15 protein-coding genes are annotated in these 17,022 nt (G+C 44.7%); 12 read left to right on the forward strand and 3 right to left on the reverse strand.

Annotated features, from left to right (window positions below; all coding sequences use genetic code 11):
• Nucleotides 1–41: 41 nt before the first annotated feature.
• From dapD to map, 3 genes are all read right to left on the reverse strand, one after another.
• Nucleotides 42–866, reverse strand: coding sequence for a 2,3,4,5-tetrahydropyridine-2,6-dicarboxylate N-succinyltransferase (dapD, locus tag V7R55_RS03415; protein ID WP_118490066.1), 825 nt, complete (start codon nt 864–866; stop codon nt 42–44).
• Nucleotides 863–3,514 carry a [protein-PII] uridylyltransferase gene (gene glnD / locus V7R55_RS03420; RefSeq protein WP_334057360.1) on the reverse strand — a complete coding sequence of 884 codons (2,652 nt, stop codon included), beginning with the start codon at nt 3,512–3,514 and terminating at the stop codon, nt 863–865. Before glnD ends, dapD begins: the two co-directional genes overlap by 4 nt.
• A gap of 247 nt (nt 3,515–3,761) precedes the next feature.
• Entirely contained in the window at nt 3,762–4,556 is a 795-nt protein-coding gene (gene map / locus V7R55_RS03425) for a type I methionyl aminopeptidase (protein ID WP_334057362.1), read from the reverse strand.
• A 410-nt stretch (nt 4,557–4,966) separates the two neighbouring features.
• On the opposite strand from map, the gene rpsB reads away from it, so the two are divergent.
• The 12 genes from rpsB to lpxA all read left to right on the forward strand — a co-directional run bounded on the left by rpsB (nt 4,967) and on the right by lpxA (nt 17,020).
• Complete coding sequence (rpsB, locus tag V7R55_RS03430; RefSeq protein ID WP_015066407.1) at nt 4,967–5,698, forward strand: 30S ribosomal protein S2; 732 nt, start codon at nt 4,967–4,969, stop codon at nt 5,696–5,698.
• 121 nt (nt 5,699–5,819) lie between these two features.
• Nucleotides 5,820–6,692, forward strand: coding sequence for a translation elongation factor Ts (gene tsf, locus V7R55_RS03435; protein WP_071958698.1), 873 nt, complete (start codon nt 5,820–5,822; stop codon nt 6,690–6,692).
• A gap of 238 nt (nt 6,693–6,930) precedes the next feature.
• A complete protein-coding gene (pyrH, locus tag V7R55_RS03440; RefSeq protein WP_159623659.1) occupies nt 6,931–7,668 on the forward strand; it encodes a UMP kinase in 738 nt (245 codons plus the stop codon).
• A 23-nt stretch (nt 7,669–7,691) separates the two neighbouring features.
• On the forward strand, nt 7,692–8,249 hold the full coding sequence (frr, locus tag V7R55_RS03445) for a ribosome recycling factor (RefSeq protein ID WP_334057365.1): 558 nt from the start codon (nt 7,692–7,694) through the stop codon (nt 8,247–8,249).
• A gap of 9 nt (nt 8,250–8,258) precedes the next feature.
• The gene (gene uppS / locus V7R55_RS03450; protein WP_334057367.1) at nt 8,259–9,041 is read left to right on the forward strand and encodes a polyprenyl diphosphate synthase; all 783 of its coding nucleotides are present in this window, start codon (nt 8,259–8,261) and stop codon (nt 9,039–9,041) included.
• Between the two features lie 54 nt (nt 9,042–9,095).
• Nucleotides 9,096–9,959 carry a phosphatidate cytidylyltransferase gene (locus tag V7R55_RS03455; RefSeq protein ID WP_014948557.1) on the forward strand — a complete coding sequence of 288 codons (864 nt, stop codon included), beginning with the start codon at nt 9,096–9,098 and terminating at the stop codon, nt 9,957–9,959.
• Nucleotides 9,959–11,146, forward strand: coding sequence for a 1-deoxy-D-xylulose-5-phosphate reductoisomerase (ispC, locus tag V7R55_RS03460; protein ID WP_334057369.1), 1,188 nt, complete (start codon nt 9,959–9,961; stop codon nt 11,144–11,146). Before V7R55_RS03455 ends, ispC begins: the two co-directional genes overlap by 1 nt.
• Nucleotides 11,140–12,492, forward strand: a complete 1,353-nt coding sequence (rseP, locus tag V7R55_RS03465) for a sigma E protease regulator RseP (protein WP_334057371.1) — start codon at nt 11,140–11,142, stop codon at nt 12,490–12,492. Before ispC ends, rseP begins: the two co-directional genes overlap by 7 nt.
• Nucleotides 12,493–12,550: 58 nt before the next feature.
• The gene (bamA, locus tag V7R55_RS03470; RefSeq protein WP_334057373.1) at nt 12,551–15,028 is read left to right on the forward strand and encodes an outer membrane protein assembly factor BamA; all 2,478 of its coding nucleotides are present in this window, start codon (nt 12,551–12,553) and stop codon (nt 15,026–15,028) included.
• Nucleotides 15,029–15,089: 61 nt separating this feature from the next.
• Nucleotides 15,090–15,605: an OmpH family outer membrane protein gene (locus V7R55_RS03475; protein ID WP_012517573.1), complete on the forward strand. Its 516-nt coding sequence runs from the start codon at nt 15,090–15,092 to the stop codon at nt 15,603–15,605.
• Nucleotides 15,606–15,798: 193 nt separating this feature from the next.
• Nucleotides 15,799–16,248 carry a 3-hydroxyacyl-ACP dehydratase FabZ gene (fabZ, locus tag V7R55_RS03480; RefSeq protein WP_014948562.1) on the forward strand — a complete coding sequence of 150 codons (450 nt, stop codon included), beginning with the start codon at nt 15,799–15,801 and terminating at the stop codon, nt 16,246–16,248.
• 1 nt (nt 16,249) lies between these two features.
• The gene (gene lpxA / locus V7R55_RS03485) at nt 16,250–17,020 is read left to right on the forward strand and encodes an acyl-ACP--UDP-N-acetylglucosamine O-acyltransferase (protein ID WP_334057376.1); all 771 of its coding nucleotides are present in this window, start codon (nt 16,250–16,252) and stop codon (nt 17,018–17,020) included.
• The last annotated feature ends 2 nt before the right edge of the window (nt 17,021–17,022 follow it).

Here is a 17,022-nt window from a genome sequence, read left to right on the forward strand (position 1 = left end):
CATATGCGAACGTCGTTAGTTAGCTAACGATGCATAAGTTTTTATTCAACACCGCGAAGTAGAGCGTTAATACCTACTTTAGCGCGGGTTTTTGCATCAACTTTTTTCACGATAATTGCTGCGTATAGGCTGTATTTACCATCTGCGCTAGGCAGGTTACCCGCAACAACCACAGAGCCCGCTGGTACACGGCCGTAGTGAACTTCACCGGTCTCACGGTCATAGATACGTGTGCTCTGACCGATGTAAACGCCCATTGAAATTACTGAGCCTTCTTCAACGATAACACCTTCTACAATTTCAGAACGCGCACCGATAAAACAGTTGTCTTCAATAATGGTAGGGTTTGCTTGAAGTGGCTCTAGTACGCCACCGATTCCTACACCACCAGAAAGGTGAACATTTTTACCAATCTGCGCACACGAGCCTACCGTCGCCCACGTGTCAACCATAGTGCCTTCATCAACAAATGCACCAATGTTTACGTAAGAGGGCATAACAACTGCGTTTTTGCCCACAAAAGTACCCGTGCGTACCGCTGCTGGAGGAACAATGCGAGCGCCATCCGCTGCAAACTGCTCTGCCGTGTAGTTAGTATACTTTAATGGTACTTTGTCATAAAACTTGCTCTCTGCACCTTCAATAACATCGTTGTTGTGAAGACGGAAGAAAAGTAGAACCGCTTTTTTCAGCCACTGGTGTACTACCCATTCGCCAGCAATTTTTTCTGCAACGCGGCCTTTTCCGCTATTAAGTAGGTCGATAGCTTGCGCTACCGCATCTCTTACTTCATCAGGTGCTGATGACGGGCTAATGCTGTCGCGATTTTCGAAGGCGTCTTCAATAATGGCTTTCAATTCATTCATGGTATTGTGATATCTTCAAGTTGGTCGAGTTTAAACAGGATACGCTTTTTAAGGTTTACCTGTTGTTCTTGGGTTAATGCGATGCCAGCCTCATTGCTGACGATAAAAATATCTTCAGCTCGCTCACCAATGGTGGCAATTTTTGCAAGCTTAAGTGTCATATTAGTATCAACGAATGCATGCCCAATTTTAGCTAAAATGCCCGGTGCGTCTAGGGCTTCTAACTCGATTAGCGTGGCTTCATCGTTGATATTGAAAAAACGAACCTTGGTTGGCACGTCTAACTGTTTCATTTGACGCGGTAACTTTCGTTTGTTTTCGTGAGAGCGTCCCGGCTTTTCTAATTGGGCAGAAATAGCGTTCTCAATAGAGGCAATGCGCGACTCTGAGCTTATACGACTGCCGTCATTTTCAAGAATAAGCATACTGTCAAACACATAGCTATCTTTAGTGACAGTAACGTGAGCGTCGTGAATTGAACAATTACGGCTATCTAGTACAGATGCTACTTGAGCGAACAGGGCTTTTCTATCTTTGCCATATACGAATACTTCAGTACCGCCGTTGGCACTGTTGTCGTTTGCTTTTACTAATAATCCATCGTGTTCTGGCGTAAGCCATTCATTCTGAGCTTTAATAATTTCATCGGTATGCCATGCAATTTGCGTAGGCTTAAAGCGAACAAAGTAATCATCATCAAGCCTTGCCCACAGCGCATCTATGGCAATAGGGTCTATAGCACGCTCTTGCAAAATCTGTCTTGCCTGGTGTTTGTGAGTGGTAACTCGCTCGTTGAGTGTAACCTGACACTGAAGCCCATTATCTAACGCTTTTTGAGTCATTAAATACAGTTCGCGAAGCAAAGACGCTTTCCAATCATTCCAAAGGTTATCGTTGGTGGCGCGAATATCGGCAAGGGTCAGTGTATAAAGTAAATTAAGGTGGTTATGGCTTCTTACCGCACCAGCAAACTCACTAATTACATCAGGATCGTAAATGTCACGGCGCTGGGCGACGACTGACATAAGCAGGTGGTTTTCTACTAGCCATGCAATCAATTCTGCATCTTTACTTGGTACGTCGTGCTGAGCACAGAACTTAGCCACATCTTGCGCGCCTAGGGTGGAGTGGTCGCCATTACGACCTTTCGCGATGTCATGGAAAATTGCGGCAATGTAAAGAATTTCAGGTTTGTCTAGGTTTCGGCAAATTCTGCCGCAGCGCGGAAAATCTTTGTTCTCTTTCGAGAAAAAATAGTTTACATGCTTCACTAATCGGTGAGTGTGTTCGTCCACCGTGTAGGCGTGAAATAAGTCAAACTGCATCATACCCACAATGGTATCCCACTCTGGAAGGTAGGCTTGTAAAATACCGTACTGATGCATAATGTCCCAACCGAAATCAAAAAATTCAGGTTGCTTCATTAATCGCATAAATTTTTCGCGGCACAGAGGGCGCTCTACGTAATATTCGGCCTCGAAGGCCCGGTGAGCGTTACGCAATTGTCGAATACAAATGGTACTTAAGCCTTTTACTTCTGGTGTGTTTGCCACCAAATGTAAGAAGTCTAAAATTGCCTCGGGTGATGAAAATACGGTTTCGTGCCGTGGCGAAATCATATTGTCGAGCAGTTCAAAATCTTCGTTTATGATTACGCTTTTTTGCACGCTTTGATTCAGCATGTCGTACTTGAAGCGCTGAAGTAACATTTGGTTTAGTTCAGAGACGCGCGCTACAGTGCGGAAAAAGTCACGCATCATTTTTTCCACAGACGCCTTACCTTCTTCACCGTATCCCATCATTTGGGCGACATCGGGTTGATAGTCGAAAAGCAGTCGGTTTTCGCTTCTGCCAGCAACTAAGTGCAATGCACAACGCATTTTCCACAGGTGCATACGACAGGCGATTAACTCACTGTGCTCTTGTTCGGTGAAGTAACCGTGACCCACCAAGTTCCATCCGTCATACTCTTTAAAATGCTTTTTCGCGACCCAACCGATAGATTGGATGTCTCGCAAACATCCCGGATTTTCTTTAATGTTCGGTTCAAGGTTATAAGCCGTGCCGTTGAACTTGGCGTGACGCTTTTTTTGCTCGTCATACTTAGCCGAGAAGAAAGATTTACTCGACCATGAATTGCGACCGTTTACCTCATCCCACAGTTTGTCGAATGTAGTTTCGCACCCACAAAGCAGGCGGCTTTCAACAAGATTTGTCGCTATCGTAATATCGTCTTTCGCCAGTTTAACCGTTTCTTTAATGGTGCGTACCGACTGCCCAACATCTAACTTGATGTCCCATAAAAGGGTGATGAACATGCCAATTTTTTCTTGCACTTCAGGCTTCAGCTTCTTCTTGCTGACAATGAGTAAATCGATGTCTGAGTGGGGTTGTAAATGGCCGCGACCGTATCCGCCCACCGCGCAAAGAGAAAGTTCATCCATGGTATCTAAGCCGAAAAGTTGCCAAAGGTGACAAAGCAATGCGTCGACAAACTGCGCACGACCGGTAACGAGCTGATTAACGGGCGTTGCATCGAAAGACTCTGTTATCCAAGTATAACTGGCTTCCACGCACGATTTAATGACGGGAATTTCATCAACAGAGTTAATTGTGTCGATATTCTTTATCAGTGATTGCAGCGTCAAAATGCACCTTTGAAATAGACTTCTATTAAAACGCTAAGAACAATAGCATGAATTGATACTAGTTCGCAGTAGCAAATTTATGCATAAGTTAGGTTGAATTGTGAATATTTATGGTTTTTTGTTATAGGTGTGTAGCCCGTTAAATAGGCTCATTGTATAAAGGCAAGAATAAAGATTTAGTATGCGGTTTTGAATTAATAAAAGGGCAAACAAAGCGGCTGTATGCTTAACAGCCGCAGTGTGAAAACTATCCGTGAGAAATAACACGCTCTAGGCTTTCTTCCTCACGCAGCGTTAAAATCTCAACGCCGGTCTCGGTAACTAAAAGAGTGTGTTCCCACTGTGCACTTAAACTTCTGTCCTTAGTCACAACAGTCCATTGATCTGGCAAAACTTTTGAGTAACGTTTGCCTGCGTTAACCATAGGTTCGATGGTAAAGCACATTCCAGCTTCTAATACGTCACCTGTACCAGGCTTTCCGTAGTGAACAATTTGCGGCTCTTCGTGGAAACTTGCACCAATGCCGTGACCGCAGTATTCGCGTACAATTGAATAGTTATGCGCTTCAGCATGGGTTTGACAAATATGACCAATATCGCCAAGACGCATACCCGGCTTTACTTGTTCAATCGCTTTATATAGACATTCTTGAGTAACGCGAATAAGGCGCTCGGCAAGAATAGATGGCTTACCTACAACGAACATCTTCGAAGTGTCACCGTGATAACCGTCTTTTATAACAGTTACGTCGATGTTGATGATATCACCGTCTTTTAGCTTCTTGTCAGAAGGAATACCGTGACATATACAATGGTTCACCGACGTACAGATAGATTTCGGAAATGGTGGGTGACCATAGTTTAGTGGAGCAGGCACTGCCTTTTGCTCGTTTACTATATAGTCGTGACAAATAGTATTCAGTTCATCAGTGGTTACGCCTTTTTTTACATAAGGCCCGATCATAGTAAGTACTTCAGCAGCCAGTTTACCGGCTACGCGCATTTTTTCGATTTCTTCTGGGGTTTTGATAATAGCTGTCACAGCGCCTCTCAAATCGTTGAAACTAGTTTGGTGAAGAATTTAAATTATTTACGCAGTATAACACTATTCAGGTCATTCTTAGTAAGCTTCTGATATTCATGGTTTTTAATTATTGATTCTTAAGGCTGGCAGCAATGGGTTGGGTAGTTGTAATAAAGGTTGGCAAAAATACTTAAGAGTGTAGCTTTTAAGCGTTAAAACTTGAGGCTGTGGCGGTATTGTGATATAAAGCGCGCGCCCTGACGGAAAGCTCATTTTGCAATGTGCATTGAGCACCGTTTTAGAGGGTAAATTTATTTTATTAAAACACACATATACCGACACTTCGTATCGGGGTGTTCAGTTCAACGCAGGTTGGCCTGAATCGATACAAGGGGTATATGGAGGCCTAACCCCAAGAGGAAAATAAAATGGCTAATGTTTCTATGCGTGACATGCTGAAAGCAGGTGTGCATTTCGGTCACCAAACTCGTTACTGGAACCCAAAGATGAAGCCTTTCATCTTCGGTGCTCGTAATAAAGTTCATATCATCAACCTTGAAAAAACGGTTCCACTTTTCAACAACGCACTTAACTACCTTTCAGGTGTTGCGTCTAAGAAAGGTAAAATCCTTTTCGTTGGTACTAAGCGCGCCGCTGGCGAAGCAGTAAAAGATGCTGCTCTTAAGTGCGACCAGTACTACGTAAACAAGCGTTGGTTAGGTGGTATGCTGACTAACTGGAAAACAGTACGTCAGTCAATCAAGCGTCTTAAAGATCTAGAGCAACAAGCTCAAGACGGTACGTTTGAGAAGCTAACTAAGAAAGAAGCACTTATGCTTCAGCGCGAAATGGACAAGCTTGAAAACAGCCTTGGCGGTATCAAAGACATGGGCGGTCTTCCAGACGCAATCTTTGTTATCGACGCAGATCACGAGCACATTGCTGTAACAGAAGCTCGTAACCTAGGTATTCCTGTTGTTGGTGTTGTTGATACTAACTCTAACCCAGACGGTGTTGATTACATCATCCCTGGTAACGACGATGCTATCCGCGCTATCCAACTTTACTTGGATGCTGCTGCAAACGCTATCAACTCAGGTCGCGAAAGCAACCTTGAAGTACAAGCTGAGCAAGACGACTTCGTAGAAGCGGCAGAGTAATTCTGATTGCTTACTGTCATATCTAGATAATATGGCGGTACTACAATACGAAACGTATTGAGAGGGGCGATATCGCCCCTTTTACCTAACGAATTTATATTTAATGCTGAGGAATTGAAAAATGGCAGTGACTGCAGCACTAGTTAAAGAACTGCGCGAACGTACTGGCGCAGGTATGCTGGATTGTAAAAAAGCCCTGGTTGAAACGGATGGTGACATTGAGTTAGCCATTGAAAACATGCGTAAATCAGGTCAAGCGAAAGCGGCTAAAAAAGCAGGCCGTATCGCAGCTGAAGGTGTTATCCTTACTAAAGTTGAGGGTGGTCGCGCGACCATGCTTGAACTAAACTGTGAAACTGACTTCGTAGCACGTGACGAAGGTTTCCTAAAGTTCGGTAACGAGCTTCTAGAAGTAGCAGCGGCTAACAACATCAACGACATCGACGCGCTTAACGATGCAGAACTTAACGGTTCTAAAGTAAGCGAAGTTCGTGACGCACTTGTTGCTAAAATCGGTGAAAACATCTCTCCTCGTCGCGTTATCAACGTTGAAGGCGACACGCTAGGTGCATACGTACACGGCGGCCGTATTGGTGTTATCTCTATCCTTACTGGCGGCGACGAAGAGCTAGCGAAAGATATCGCAATGCACGTTGCAGCTGCTAGCCCGCAGTTTGTTAAGCCAGAGAATGTTCCGGCTGAAGTTGTAGAGAAAGAGAAAGAAATCCAAATCGAAATCGCTATTCAGTCTGGTAAGCCAGCTGAAATTGCTGAGAAAATGGTTGCAGGCCGCATGAAGAAGTTCACTGGCGAAGTGAGCTTGACTGGTCAGCCTTTCGTTAAAGATCCTTCAATCTCTGTAGCTGAGCTTCTTAAGAACAACAGCGCAGACGTAATTAACTTCGTACGCTTCGAAGTTGGTGAAGGTATCGAGAAGAAGACTGAAGACTTCGCTGCTGAAGTAGCTGCTCAAATGGAAGCTGCTAAGAAATAATTGAGCGTTTATCTTTTGCATTACGCAATAGTTAGATAAACTACAAAGCACCTCTTAGGAGGTGCTTTTTTATAGCTGCATATCTTTAGTATTGCTAATGCAGTGCGCAAGTGTGAAGCTAGGCGAGTTACAAGCGTGCGCCTGCCAAACAAACGAAAGCGCTTTGTCCTATGTTTTTTACGTCAATGCTTTATTGAAAGACATAGGACAAAACGGGTTTACGAGGACGATTCAAACTATGAGTATCACACCAAAATCAGCATATCGACGCATTCTGTTAAAGCTTAGTGGTGAAGCCCTAATGGGCGAAGAAGGCTTTGGCATAGACCCTAAAGTGCTAGATAGAATGGCACAAGAAATAAAAGAGCTGGTTGAACTTGGTGTTCAAGTTGGTCTTGTTATCGGTGGTGGTAACTTGTTCCGTGGCGAAGGCCTAGCAAAAGCGGGAATGAATCGTGTTGTTGGCGACCATATGGGCATGTTGGCTACGGTAATGAACGGCCTAGCAATGCGCGATGCGCTTCACCGCGCATTTGTTAACGCGCGTATGATGTCTGCTATTCCGTTGAACGGCGTGTGCGACGCCTACAACTGGGCAGAAGCTATTAGCCTTCTTAAGTCGGGCCGCGTTGTTATCTTCTCTGCGGGTACTGGCAACCCTTTCTTCACCACCGACTCAGCGGCTTGCTTGCGCGGTATCGAAATTGAAGCCGATGCAGTATTAAAAGCGACTAAAGTTGACGGTGTATATAGCGACGACCCAGTGAAAAACCCAGAGGCAACGCTATACGATGAACTAACGTACCAAGAAGTACTAGAAAAAGAACTTAAAGTGATGGACTTGTCAGCGTTCACTTTGGCGCGCGATCATAGCTTGCCAATTCGCGTATTTAACATGAATAAGCCAGGTTGCCTGAAGCGTGTTGTGATGGGCGAAAAAGAAGGTACTGTTATTCGCCACGCTGACAACGATTAATTAAGAACAATAGGATACAAATCGTGATTGATGAAATTGAATTAGATGCGCAAGAGCGCATGGAAAAAAGCCTAGTTTCTCTTAAGGGCCAATTCAGCAAAATCCGCACAGGTCGTGCGCATCCAAGCCTTCTAGATGGCATCATGGTACCTTATTACGGTGTAGACACGCCGCTAAAGCAAGTGGCTAACGTCGTAGCAGAAGACAGTCGTACTCTAGCGTTAACTGTATTTGATAAAAGCGCCATACAAGCCGTAGAAAAAGCCATTATGCAGTCTGATTTGGGCCTTAACCCAATGAGTGCGGGTGGTTCAATTCGTATTCCTCTTCCGCCGCTAACTGAAGAGCGTCGTAAAGACTTAATCCGTGTGGTGCGCAACGAAGCAGAAGGTGGCCGTGTGGCTATTCGTAACATTCGTCGCGATGCGAATGGCGATGTAAAAGACTTGCTGAAAGAAAAAGAAATCAGTGAAGATGAGAGCCGCGCTGCTGAAGAAAACATTCAGTCTATTACTAACGATTTCATTAAGAAAGTTGACAGCATGCTTGCTGACAAAGAAAAAGAACTAATGGAAGTATAAGTAAGTATTATGATTGGAAAGCGTTTAAGCGCAGCCAAATCGTCAAAAGCGGAGGTGCCAGCAGAGTCTGCTGGCCCGAAGCATGTTGCAATCATTATGGATGGCAATGGTCGATGGGCGCAAAAGAAAGGGAAAATTCGTACCTTTGGTCATAAAGCCGGGGTAGAGTCTGTACGTTCTGTTGTGCGCTTTGCACGTCAAAACGGTATTGAATCACTTACGCTATTCGCGTTTTCCAGCGAAAACTGGAAACGTCCTGAGGAAGAAGTCAGTGTCTTAATGGAGCTGTTCAATCTTGTCCTCAATAGCGAAGCAAAAAGACTACACAAAAATGGTGTACGTCTACAGGTTATTGGTGATGTTGAGGCGTTTGATGCCAAGCTTGTCGAAAAAATTCGCAAAGCCGAAGACATGACTAAAGACAACAAAGATTTGGTCTTAAATATCGCCGCAAACTATGGCGGTAGATGGGACATCGTAAATGCGGCCAAGCGACTCGCATCGCAGGTGAAAAGCGGCGAGCTTGATGTAGATAACATCAATGAAGAAGCTTTTGGTTCGCACATTTCTACAGCTAACCTTCCAGAGTTAGATCTTCTTATTCGCACTGGTGGCGAGCACCGAATTAGTAATTTCTTACTATGGCAGTGTGCTTATGCCGAATTGTATTTCACCGATGTACTATGGCCCGATTTCAATGAAGACGTTTTTCAAGTAGCCGTAGACGATTTTAATGTTCGCCAGCGTCGTTTCGGTTTAACCGGTGAACAGGTAGTCACAGCCGATGGTTAACACCATGCAGGCAATTATCAGGCTAACCCTGGTAACTAAAGCCAAGGGCAAATTATGCTAAAACAACGAATAATAACTGCATTAATTCTCGCGCCGCTGGCGCTCTACGCTATTCTTTTTCTTCCTATTTTCTGGTTTGAAATAGCCATAGCCGGTGTTGTCGGCATTGGTGCCTATGAGTGGGCGAATATGTCAGGCGTGTGCGAGCGTCCTAAAAAACTTATTTATATGGCAGGAGCCTTTGCTATATGCATTGCTTTGTCTCTTATTGTTGATGCCAGCACAATTTGGTACCAAGGGCAATTACATGGTTTATATCGTGCGATATTAACGGTTGCCGTATTATGGTGGATAGCCTCTTTGTTTATGGTGCTTGCCTATCCTAAATACTCTAAATTCTGGAAAGACAGTCGTAGCGTTAGAACTCTGTTCGGGGCGCTTACGCTAATACCAACATGGGTAGCGGTTGTTGCACTTCGCACGAGCTTGCACGATGTTGACCCGTTTTACGGTGCTTCACTCATTTTCTATGTGCTGGGCATCGTTTGGGCGGCAGATATCGGCGCATTTTTCGTGGGCGTTAAATTCGGTCGCCACAAGCTGCGCCCTAACGTATCGCCGGGTAAAAGTTTAGAAGGCTTATTAGGCGGTATTGCTGCCTCGTTCGCTATTATCGCTTTTGCGGCCCTTCACTATCAGGTGGAGCCTTCGCGTATTTGGCTTCACCTTGCTATTGGCGGTATTACGGTGGCTGTTTCCGCGCTTGGTGATTTAAACGAAAGCATGCTTAAGCGCTGTGCGGGCATCAAAGACAGCGGAAAAATTCTTCCTGGACACGGTGGTGTACTCGATAGAATAGACAGCTTGACCGCAGCATTCCCTGTTTTTGCGTTCTGCTATGTAACCTGGATGGCGTAATGCAAACAGTAACAGTGTTAGGGGCCACAGGCTCCATTGGTTGTAATACACTCGACGTAATAAATCGCCACCCAGATAAGTATCGTGTATTTGCTATCACTGGCAACTCGCAGCTTGAGTTGCTTATGGAGCAGGCCCAGAAATGCGCGCCGCGCTATGTGGTAATTGCTGATGAAGCTAATTACAAACTAGCCTGCGAGTTAGCGTCCCAATATGGTGTGGATGCAGAAATTCTCGCTGGCGCGAAGGCCCTGGAGGAAGTATCCAGTGCGCCTGAAGTTGATGCTGTAATGGCAGCCATTGTGGGTGCAGCAGGGCTTTTACCCACATTGGCAGCAGTAAAAGCGGGCAAACGGGTTCTGCTTGCTAATAAAGAAGCCTTGGTTATGTCTGGCGCTTTATTTATCGAGGCTGCGAACCAAAGCGGTGCTGAAATCCTTCCTATCGACAGCGAACACAACGCCATATTCCAGTGTCTCCCGCACGATTATGAATACGGTAACTTTACGACATCCGGCATTCGTAAAATTTTGTTAACGGGTTCTGGTGGCCCGTTTAGAGAAAGACCGCTTGATAGCTTCTCATCAATTACAATCGATGAAGCCAGTACACACCCTAACTGGTCTATGGGCAGAAAAATTACAATCGATTCGGCGACCATGATGAACAAGGGGCTGGAGTTTATAGAAGCCTGTTGGTTATTCGGTGCGGGCGCCAATGATATTGATGTGGTTATTCACCCGCAAAGTATTATTCACTCTATGGTGCAGTACATCGATGGCTCTGTAATTGCGCAGATGGGCAACCCAGATATGCGTACACCGATTGCTTATGGTTTGGCTCACCCAGAGCGCATTGAAGCGGGTGTAACGCCCCTAAATTTTTCTGACATTGCCAATTTCAGTTTTCAGACCCCTTGTTTTGAGCGTTACCCTAATTTGAAATTGGCTATTGATGCATGTAATGAAGGGCAATGTGCAACGACAAGAGTCAATGCGTCAAATGAAGTGGCTGTAGACGCTTTTTTAGAGGGCAAAATTCAGTTTTGTGATATTGCTAAAGTAAACGACGCTACGCTCAACGCTATGCCGCACGTATCGGTAAGTTCTATTCAACAAATATTAGAACAAGACTCACTAGCAAGAACAAAAGCTAACGAGATTATTCGAGGTAAATTCCAGTGCTAGCATTTTTATGGAGCCTAGGGGCATTCATTGTTGCTTTAGGTATTTTAGTTGCCGTACACGAATGGGGGCACTTTTACGTTGCTCGCAAATGCGGTGTACAGGTAGAGCGTTTCTCAATTGGATTTGGTAAGCCAATTTGGCGCAAGTTAAGTAAGTCCGGTACAGAATATGTTATCGCTATGATTCCCCTTGGCGGTTACGTTCGCATGCTCGATGGACGTATTGATGACGTACCGTCTGAGTTAGAAGATAAAGCGTTTAACAATAAACCCGTGTTGCAGCGCATGGCGGTTATTGCGGCAGGTCCTGGCGTTAATTTTATTTTTGCATTTTTTGCACTCTGGCTTATGTATCTTGTCGGTTTAGAAACCGTAAAGCCGGTAGTTAAAGTTGTCGAACCACAAAGTATTGCAGCAGTAGCAGGCGTTCAACCTGGTGATGAAATCATTAAGATCGGCGACAGAATTACACCGGACTGGGAAGCGGTTAATTTAGAAGTTGTCTCTAACATAGGGTCAGAAAAAACCACAGTCACGGTTAAAAATTCATCAAATGGCGAAAAAGAACTGACATTTACACTGGGTTCTTGGAACTTTGACCCAGATAGTGAGTCTCCATTAGGCAGCTTAGGCCTAACCCCATACCGACCGGATGCAACGTTAACTGTTGGGTTTGTTGGTGAGGGAAGCGCGGCGCAGGAAGCAGGGTTAAAACCTGGTGATGAACTTGTCGCACTAAATGGCTCTAAATTGACGTCGTGGGAAGGTTTGGTTGACGTTATTGTTGAAAGCCCCGGTGAAAGTATATCTCTTGATATACAAAGGGATGGACAGCAACTAACGTTAAATGCCACGATAGCGCGCCGCGATACACCACAAGGGCAAAGTGGTTATCTAGGTGTGAGCCCAACATTTGAGCCTTGGCCTGAAGGGTATGTGTTTACTCATCAATATGGCATTATAGAGGCTATTGGGAAGGCGCTAGATAAAACATGGCGTCTAATGACACTGAGTGTCGAAATGATAGGAAAGCTCATCACAGGCGACGTGTCGGTGAAAAATTTGAGCGGTCCTATCTCAATTGCTCAAGGTGCGGGAACAAGTGCTGGGTATGGACTTGCGTACTTCTTGAGTTTTCTTGCCTTAATAAGCGTAAATTTAGGCATAATAAATTTATTACCCTTGCCCATGCTTGACGGTGGTCACCTCATGTTTTTTATCGTGGAGTGGATCACAGGCAAGCCTGTGCCTGAAGCGGTGCAGGAATGGGGTTACAGAATAGGTGGCGTGCTTCTGTTTATGATCATGGGTATCGCAATTTTTAACGATATCGCTCGCATAACCTGATACAAATCAGGAAGTACAAAACAGCTAATACAAAACGCGGCCAGGAAAAGAAAAATAGATGAAGTTAAAACAGTTAGTAGCAGCCGGAGCCATTCTTTCCAGTGCTAGCTTTGCCAACGCTGCGGCGCAAGACAGTGAATTTGTCGTTGAAGACATTCGCGTAGAAGGTTTACAGCGAGTTGCACTTGGTGCAGCCTTAACCTACTTGCCCGTTCAAGTTGGCGACGAGCTTAATACATTCAGGGTAACGCAGCTTATTCGCTCGCTTTACTCTTCAACTCACTTTGAAAATGTAGAAATTCTCCGCGACGGCAACACCCTTGTTGTGCGTGTGGCGGAGCGTCCAACTATCAGCAATATTATCTTTGACGGCAATGATGATATTAAAGATGAGCAGCTTCAAGAAAGTTTGGATGGCAATGGCGTCCGTATCGGTGAGCCACTTGATAAGACCGTATTAACCTCTATTGAGAATGGCCTTAAAGACTTCTTTTACAGCATAGGTAAGTATAATGCTGACGTAACGGCCATTATAACGCCGTTACCGCGTAATCGTGTTGACTTGAAACTACTCTTTGAAGAAGGCGATGCCGCTAAAATTGAACAAATTAATATTGTAGGTAACGAACTCTTTTCAGACGAAGAGCTGATGGAAGCGTTTGAGCTACAATACGATACGCCTTGGTGGGACTTTCTATCAGAGACTCGCTATCAGCAACAAACACTGCAAGGTGATATGGAGACCTTGCGTAACCACTATTTAAACCGTGGTTACCTTCGCTTCAACGTTGACTCAACTCAAGTGTCGATGACCCCTGAAAAGTCGGGTATCTACATTGCCATGAACGTAACAGAAGGTGAGCAATACACCATATCTGAAGTAGAACTCGTGGGTGATGTACTTGGCCATGAAGAATATATTGAGCGCGTACTGCCGCTAACAAAAGGTGAACTCTACAATCAAGCGGAAGTCACCTATACAGAAGAATTCATTAGTAAGTATCTTGGTCGCTTTGGTTATGCTTATCCAACGGTAACCACTGTGCCTGAGATTAACGACGAAGACAAAACGGTTAAGTTGACGCTATCTGTAGACCCAGGCAAGCGAATTTACGTCAACCGTATTAAGTTTAACGGTAACGTGGTAACCGCCGACAGTGTACTTCGTCAGAACGTAAGTCAGATGGAAGGCACCTGGTTATCTAATAATTTGCTAGAATCTTCTAAAAACCAGCTTTCTCGTCTTACCTACATGGAAGAAGTAGAATTTGAAACTGTACGTATACCGGGTTCAGAAGATAAGGTTGATGTTAACTATAATGTGAAAGAGCAGCCTTCGGGCTCTTTTAACGCAGGTATTGGATACGGTGACAGAACCAAGTTAAGCTTACAAGCGGGTATCCAGCAAGATAATTTCCTGGGGACAGGTAAACGTGTTGGTCTTAACCTAAGTACGGTTTCGTATCAGCGCAGTGCACAAATCACCTATAACGACCCATACTTTACTATTGATGGTATCAGCTTAGGTGGAAGCATAGGCTACAGTGAATTCGATGGCTCTGACTTTAACGTAATCCAGTACAACTCTAAACGTTGGTCAATTGGTGCGAACATCGGTTATCCAATAAACGAGTTTAACCGTATCAACTTTGGCTTGACTTACAGTAATGTAGAGCTATTTAACCGTGGTTACTACGAGCAAACAGAGCAGTTCTATAACCAGTTTACCAATGGTGAAGATCCAGATGCGGCAATTAAATACGATAGCTATTTAGCTAGCGTAAGTTGGAGTAGAAGTACGCTTAACCGTGGTTTATTCCCAACCGCGGGGTCGTCTCAGCGTGCGTCGTTTAGCATTACCACGCCAAACTCAGACGTAAACTATTTTAAAACCGTATTCGATGGTAAATGGTATTTCCCGTTATCACGTGATCAACGCTGGTCATTCTTAACTCGTATTCGTCTTGGCTATGGTAATGGTTATGGCGATATAAACGGCAATGAACAAATTCTACCGTTTACTGAAAACTTCACCGCAGGTGGTGCAGACTCACTGCGCGGATTTGAGAATAATACGGTTGGTCCTCGTGGTATCTTCCTTGGTAACACTGGCACCATAACAGGCCCAGATGGTGAAGTATTCCCAGCAGACCCAGCTGATGCAGCACTTTCTTGGTCGACGCGAAGCCTAGGTGGTAACGCTATGGCACTGGGTGGGGTTGAGCTAATCGTCCCTACGCCATTTCTTGAAGAAGACATGGATAGCTCTGTTCGCACAAGTTTGTTTGTGGATGTGGGTAACGTGTGGGATACTGAGTTCGATTATGACTACTACCGTCAGTTTGACATAGCGACTACCCAACGTGGTGAGCTATTGGACTATTCTGACTGGAGTCTGTATCGTAGCTCGGCGGGTATATCGGTTCAGTGGATATCACCGATGGGGCCGATGGTATTCAGCTTCTCGAAAGCGATACAGCAGCGTGATGGTGACGATGCGAGATTCTTCACTTTCAATATTGGTCAAACTTTCTAAGACATTAAAGCGAGCGCGTTTTTGCCGCGCTCTATAATAAGATTCAAAAAAGGAGTCCCCTTTGAAACAGTTGGTTAAACATATCGTTGCAGGAGCAATGTTGGGTAGCGCTTTAGTAAGTACATCTGTAATGGCAGAACAGAAAGTGGCTGTTGTTGATGTGCAAGGTATTTTTCAAGCGATGCCTCAAGCGGCTGAGATTCAAAATGCTATTCAAGCTGAGTTTAAAGACCAGCTAGAAGAAGTGAATCAACTACAGCGCGATGGTCAGTTCTACGCAGAACGTCTTCAGCGTGACGCAGCAACAATGAGCGACACTGAGAAGAAAGAACTAGAACAAAAAATATTGTCAGTACGTGAAGAGCTATCTAAGAAAGGTCAGCCTTTACAACAAAACATTCAACGTCGCAGTAACGAAGAGCGCAACAAGTTGCTTGGCCTTATCAAGCAAGCTATCGACTCTGTAGCTGCGAAGCAAGGTTACGACTTAGTACTTAATGCGGGTGCAGTAGCATTTGCTAAAGAAGAGCACGACTTATCTGAGCAAGTTCTTCAGCAAGTAAGCAAAACTAACTAATAACTGCACTAGTTAGTTGTAAAATTTATCAGACCAACTCCCCAAAGGTGTTGGTCTGATTTGTTTTTTGCGCTTAACAGCGTATGGTTGCCGCCGTTTTTAGTTTTTACGGCGAGTTTGACCAGAATGCCAATCAATCATCTGTATTGGTATAAAATAGTTGTAGGTCATGCTTGTATACAGGAGAAAGTTTTTGGCCAATTCACTTAATACCATCGAAATTCAGGAAATATTGGAACTGTTACCTCATCGGTATCCATTCCTACTTGTTGATCGTGTAACAGACTATGTTCTGGGTGAGTCTGTAAAGGCTTATAAGAATATCACTATCAATGAGCCGTGTTTCATGGGGCACTTCCCTGAACAGCCAATTTTCCCAGGGGTATTAATTCTTGAAGCCATGGCGCAAGCTGCCGGTGTTTTAGGTTTTAAGACCATGGGCAACAATGATAAGTTATACTTGTATGCAGGGATTGATAACGCGCGCTTTAAGCGTCCTGTTGTTCCAGGTGACAGGCTTGAGTTTGATGTTGCTCTAGTTAAAGAGCGCAGAGGGATTTGGAAATTTAAAGGCACTGCAAGCGTTGATGGCGATATCGCTTGTGTTGCAGAGTTTATGTGTGCGATGAGAGAGATAGCTTAACGTGATCCATCCAACTGCGGTAATTTCAGAAAGTGCAACGATTGGTGAAAATGTCACCATAGGCCCATTTTGTGTGGTAGACGACAACGTCACCATAGGCGATGGCTGTATTCTGAAATCACATGTGGTGGTACGCGGCCCGACGCGTATCGGTAAAAACAACAAGTTTTATCAGTTTTCTTCAATTGGTGAAGACTGCCAAGACAAAAAATATGCGGGTGAACCCACCGAACTTGTCATCGGAGATGCTAACGAATTCAGAGAAGGGGTAACCGTTCACCGAGGCACTATTCAAGACAACAGCATTACCATAATCGGTTCTCGCTGTTTATTTATGGCCAACTCTCATGTTGCCCATGATTGTGTTCTTGGCAACGACATTATTATTGCAAACAGTGTTGCGATTGCAGGCCATGTTCACATGGACGACCACGTCATTGTTGGCGGTGCCGCAGGTATTCACCAGTTCTGTAAGATTGGTGCCCATTCGTTCTTGGGGGCTGGCGGCATTATTCTGCGCGACGTACCTCCCTTTGTTATGGTCAGCGGTCAGAAAAATATTCCTCAGGGTATTAATTCTGAAGGACTTAAGCGTCGCGGCTTCAGTAAAGAAGAAGTTATGGCCATTAAACGCGCTTACAAAGCAATATACCGTGAAGGCAATACCGTAGACGAAGCCATTGAAAAACTTGCCGAACCCGCACAGGAGTTCCCCGGTGTGGCCCTTATGGTTCAGTTCTTACAAGACTCGAAGCGAGGCATTATTCGCTAATT

This window comes from Alteromonas sp. S005 (assembly GCF_036864475.1).
GTDB lineage: Bacteria > Pseudomonadota > Gammaproteobacteria > Enterobacterales > Alteromonadaceae > Alteromonas.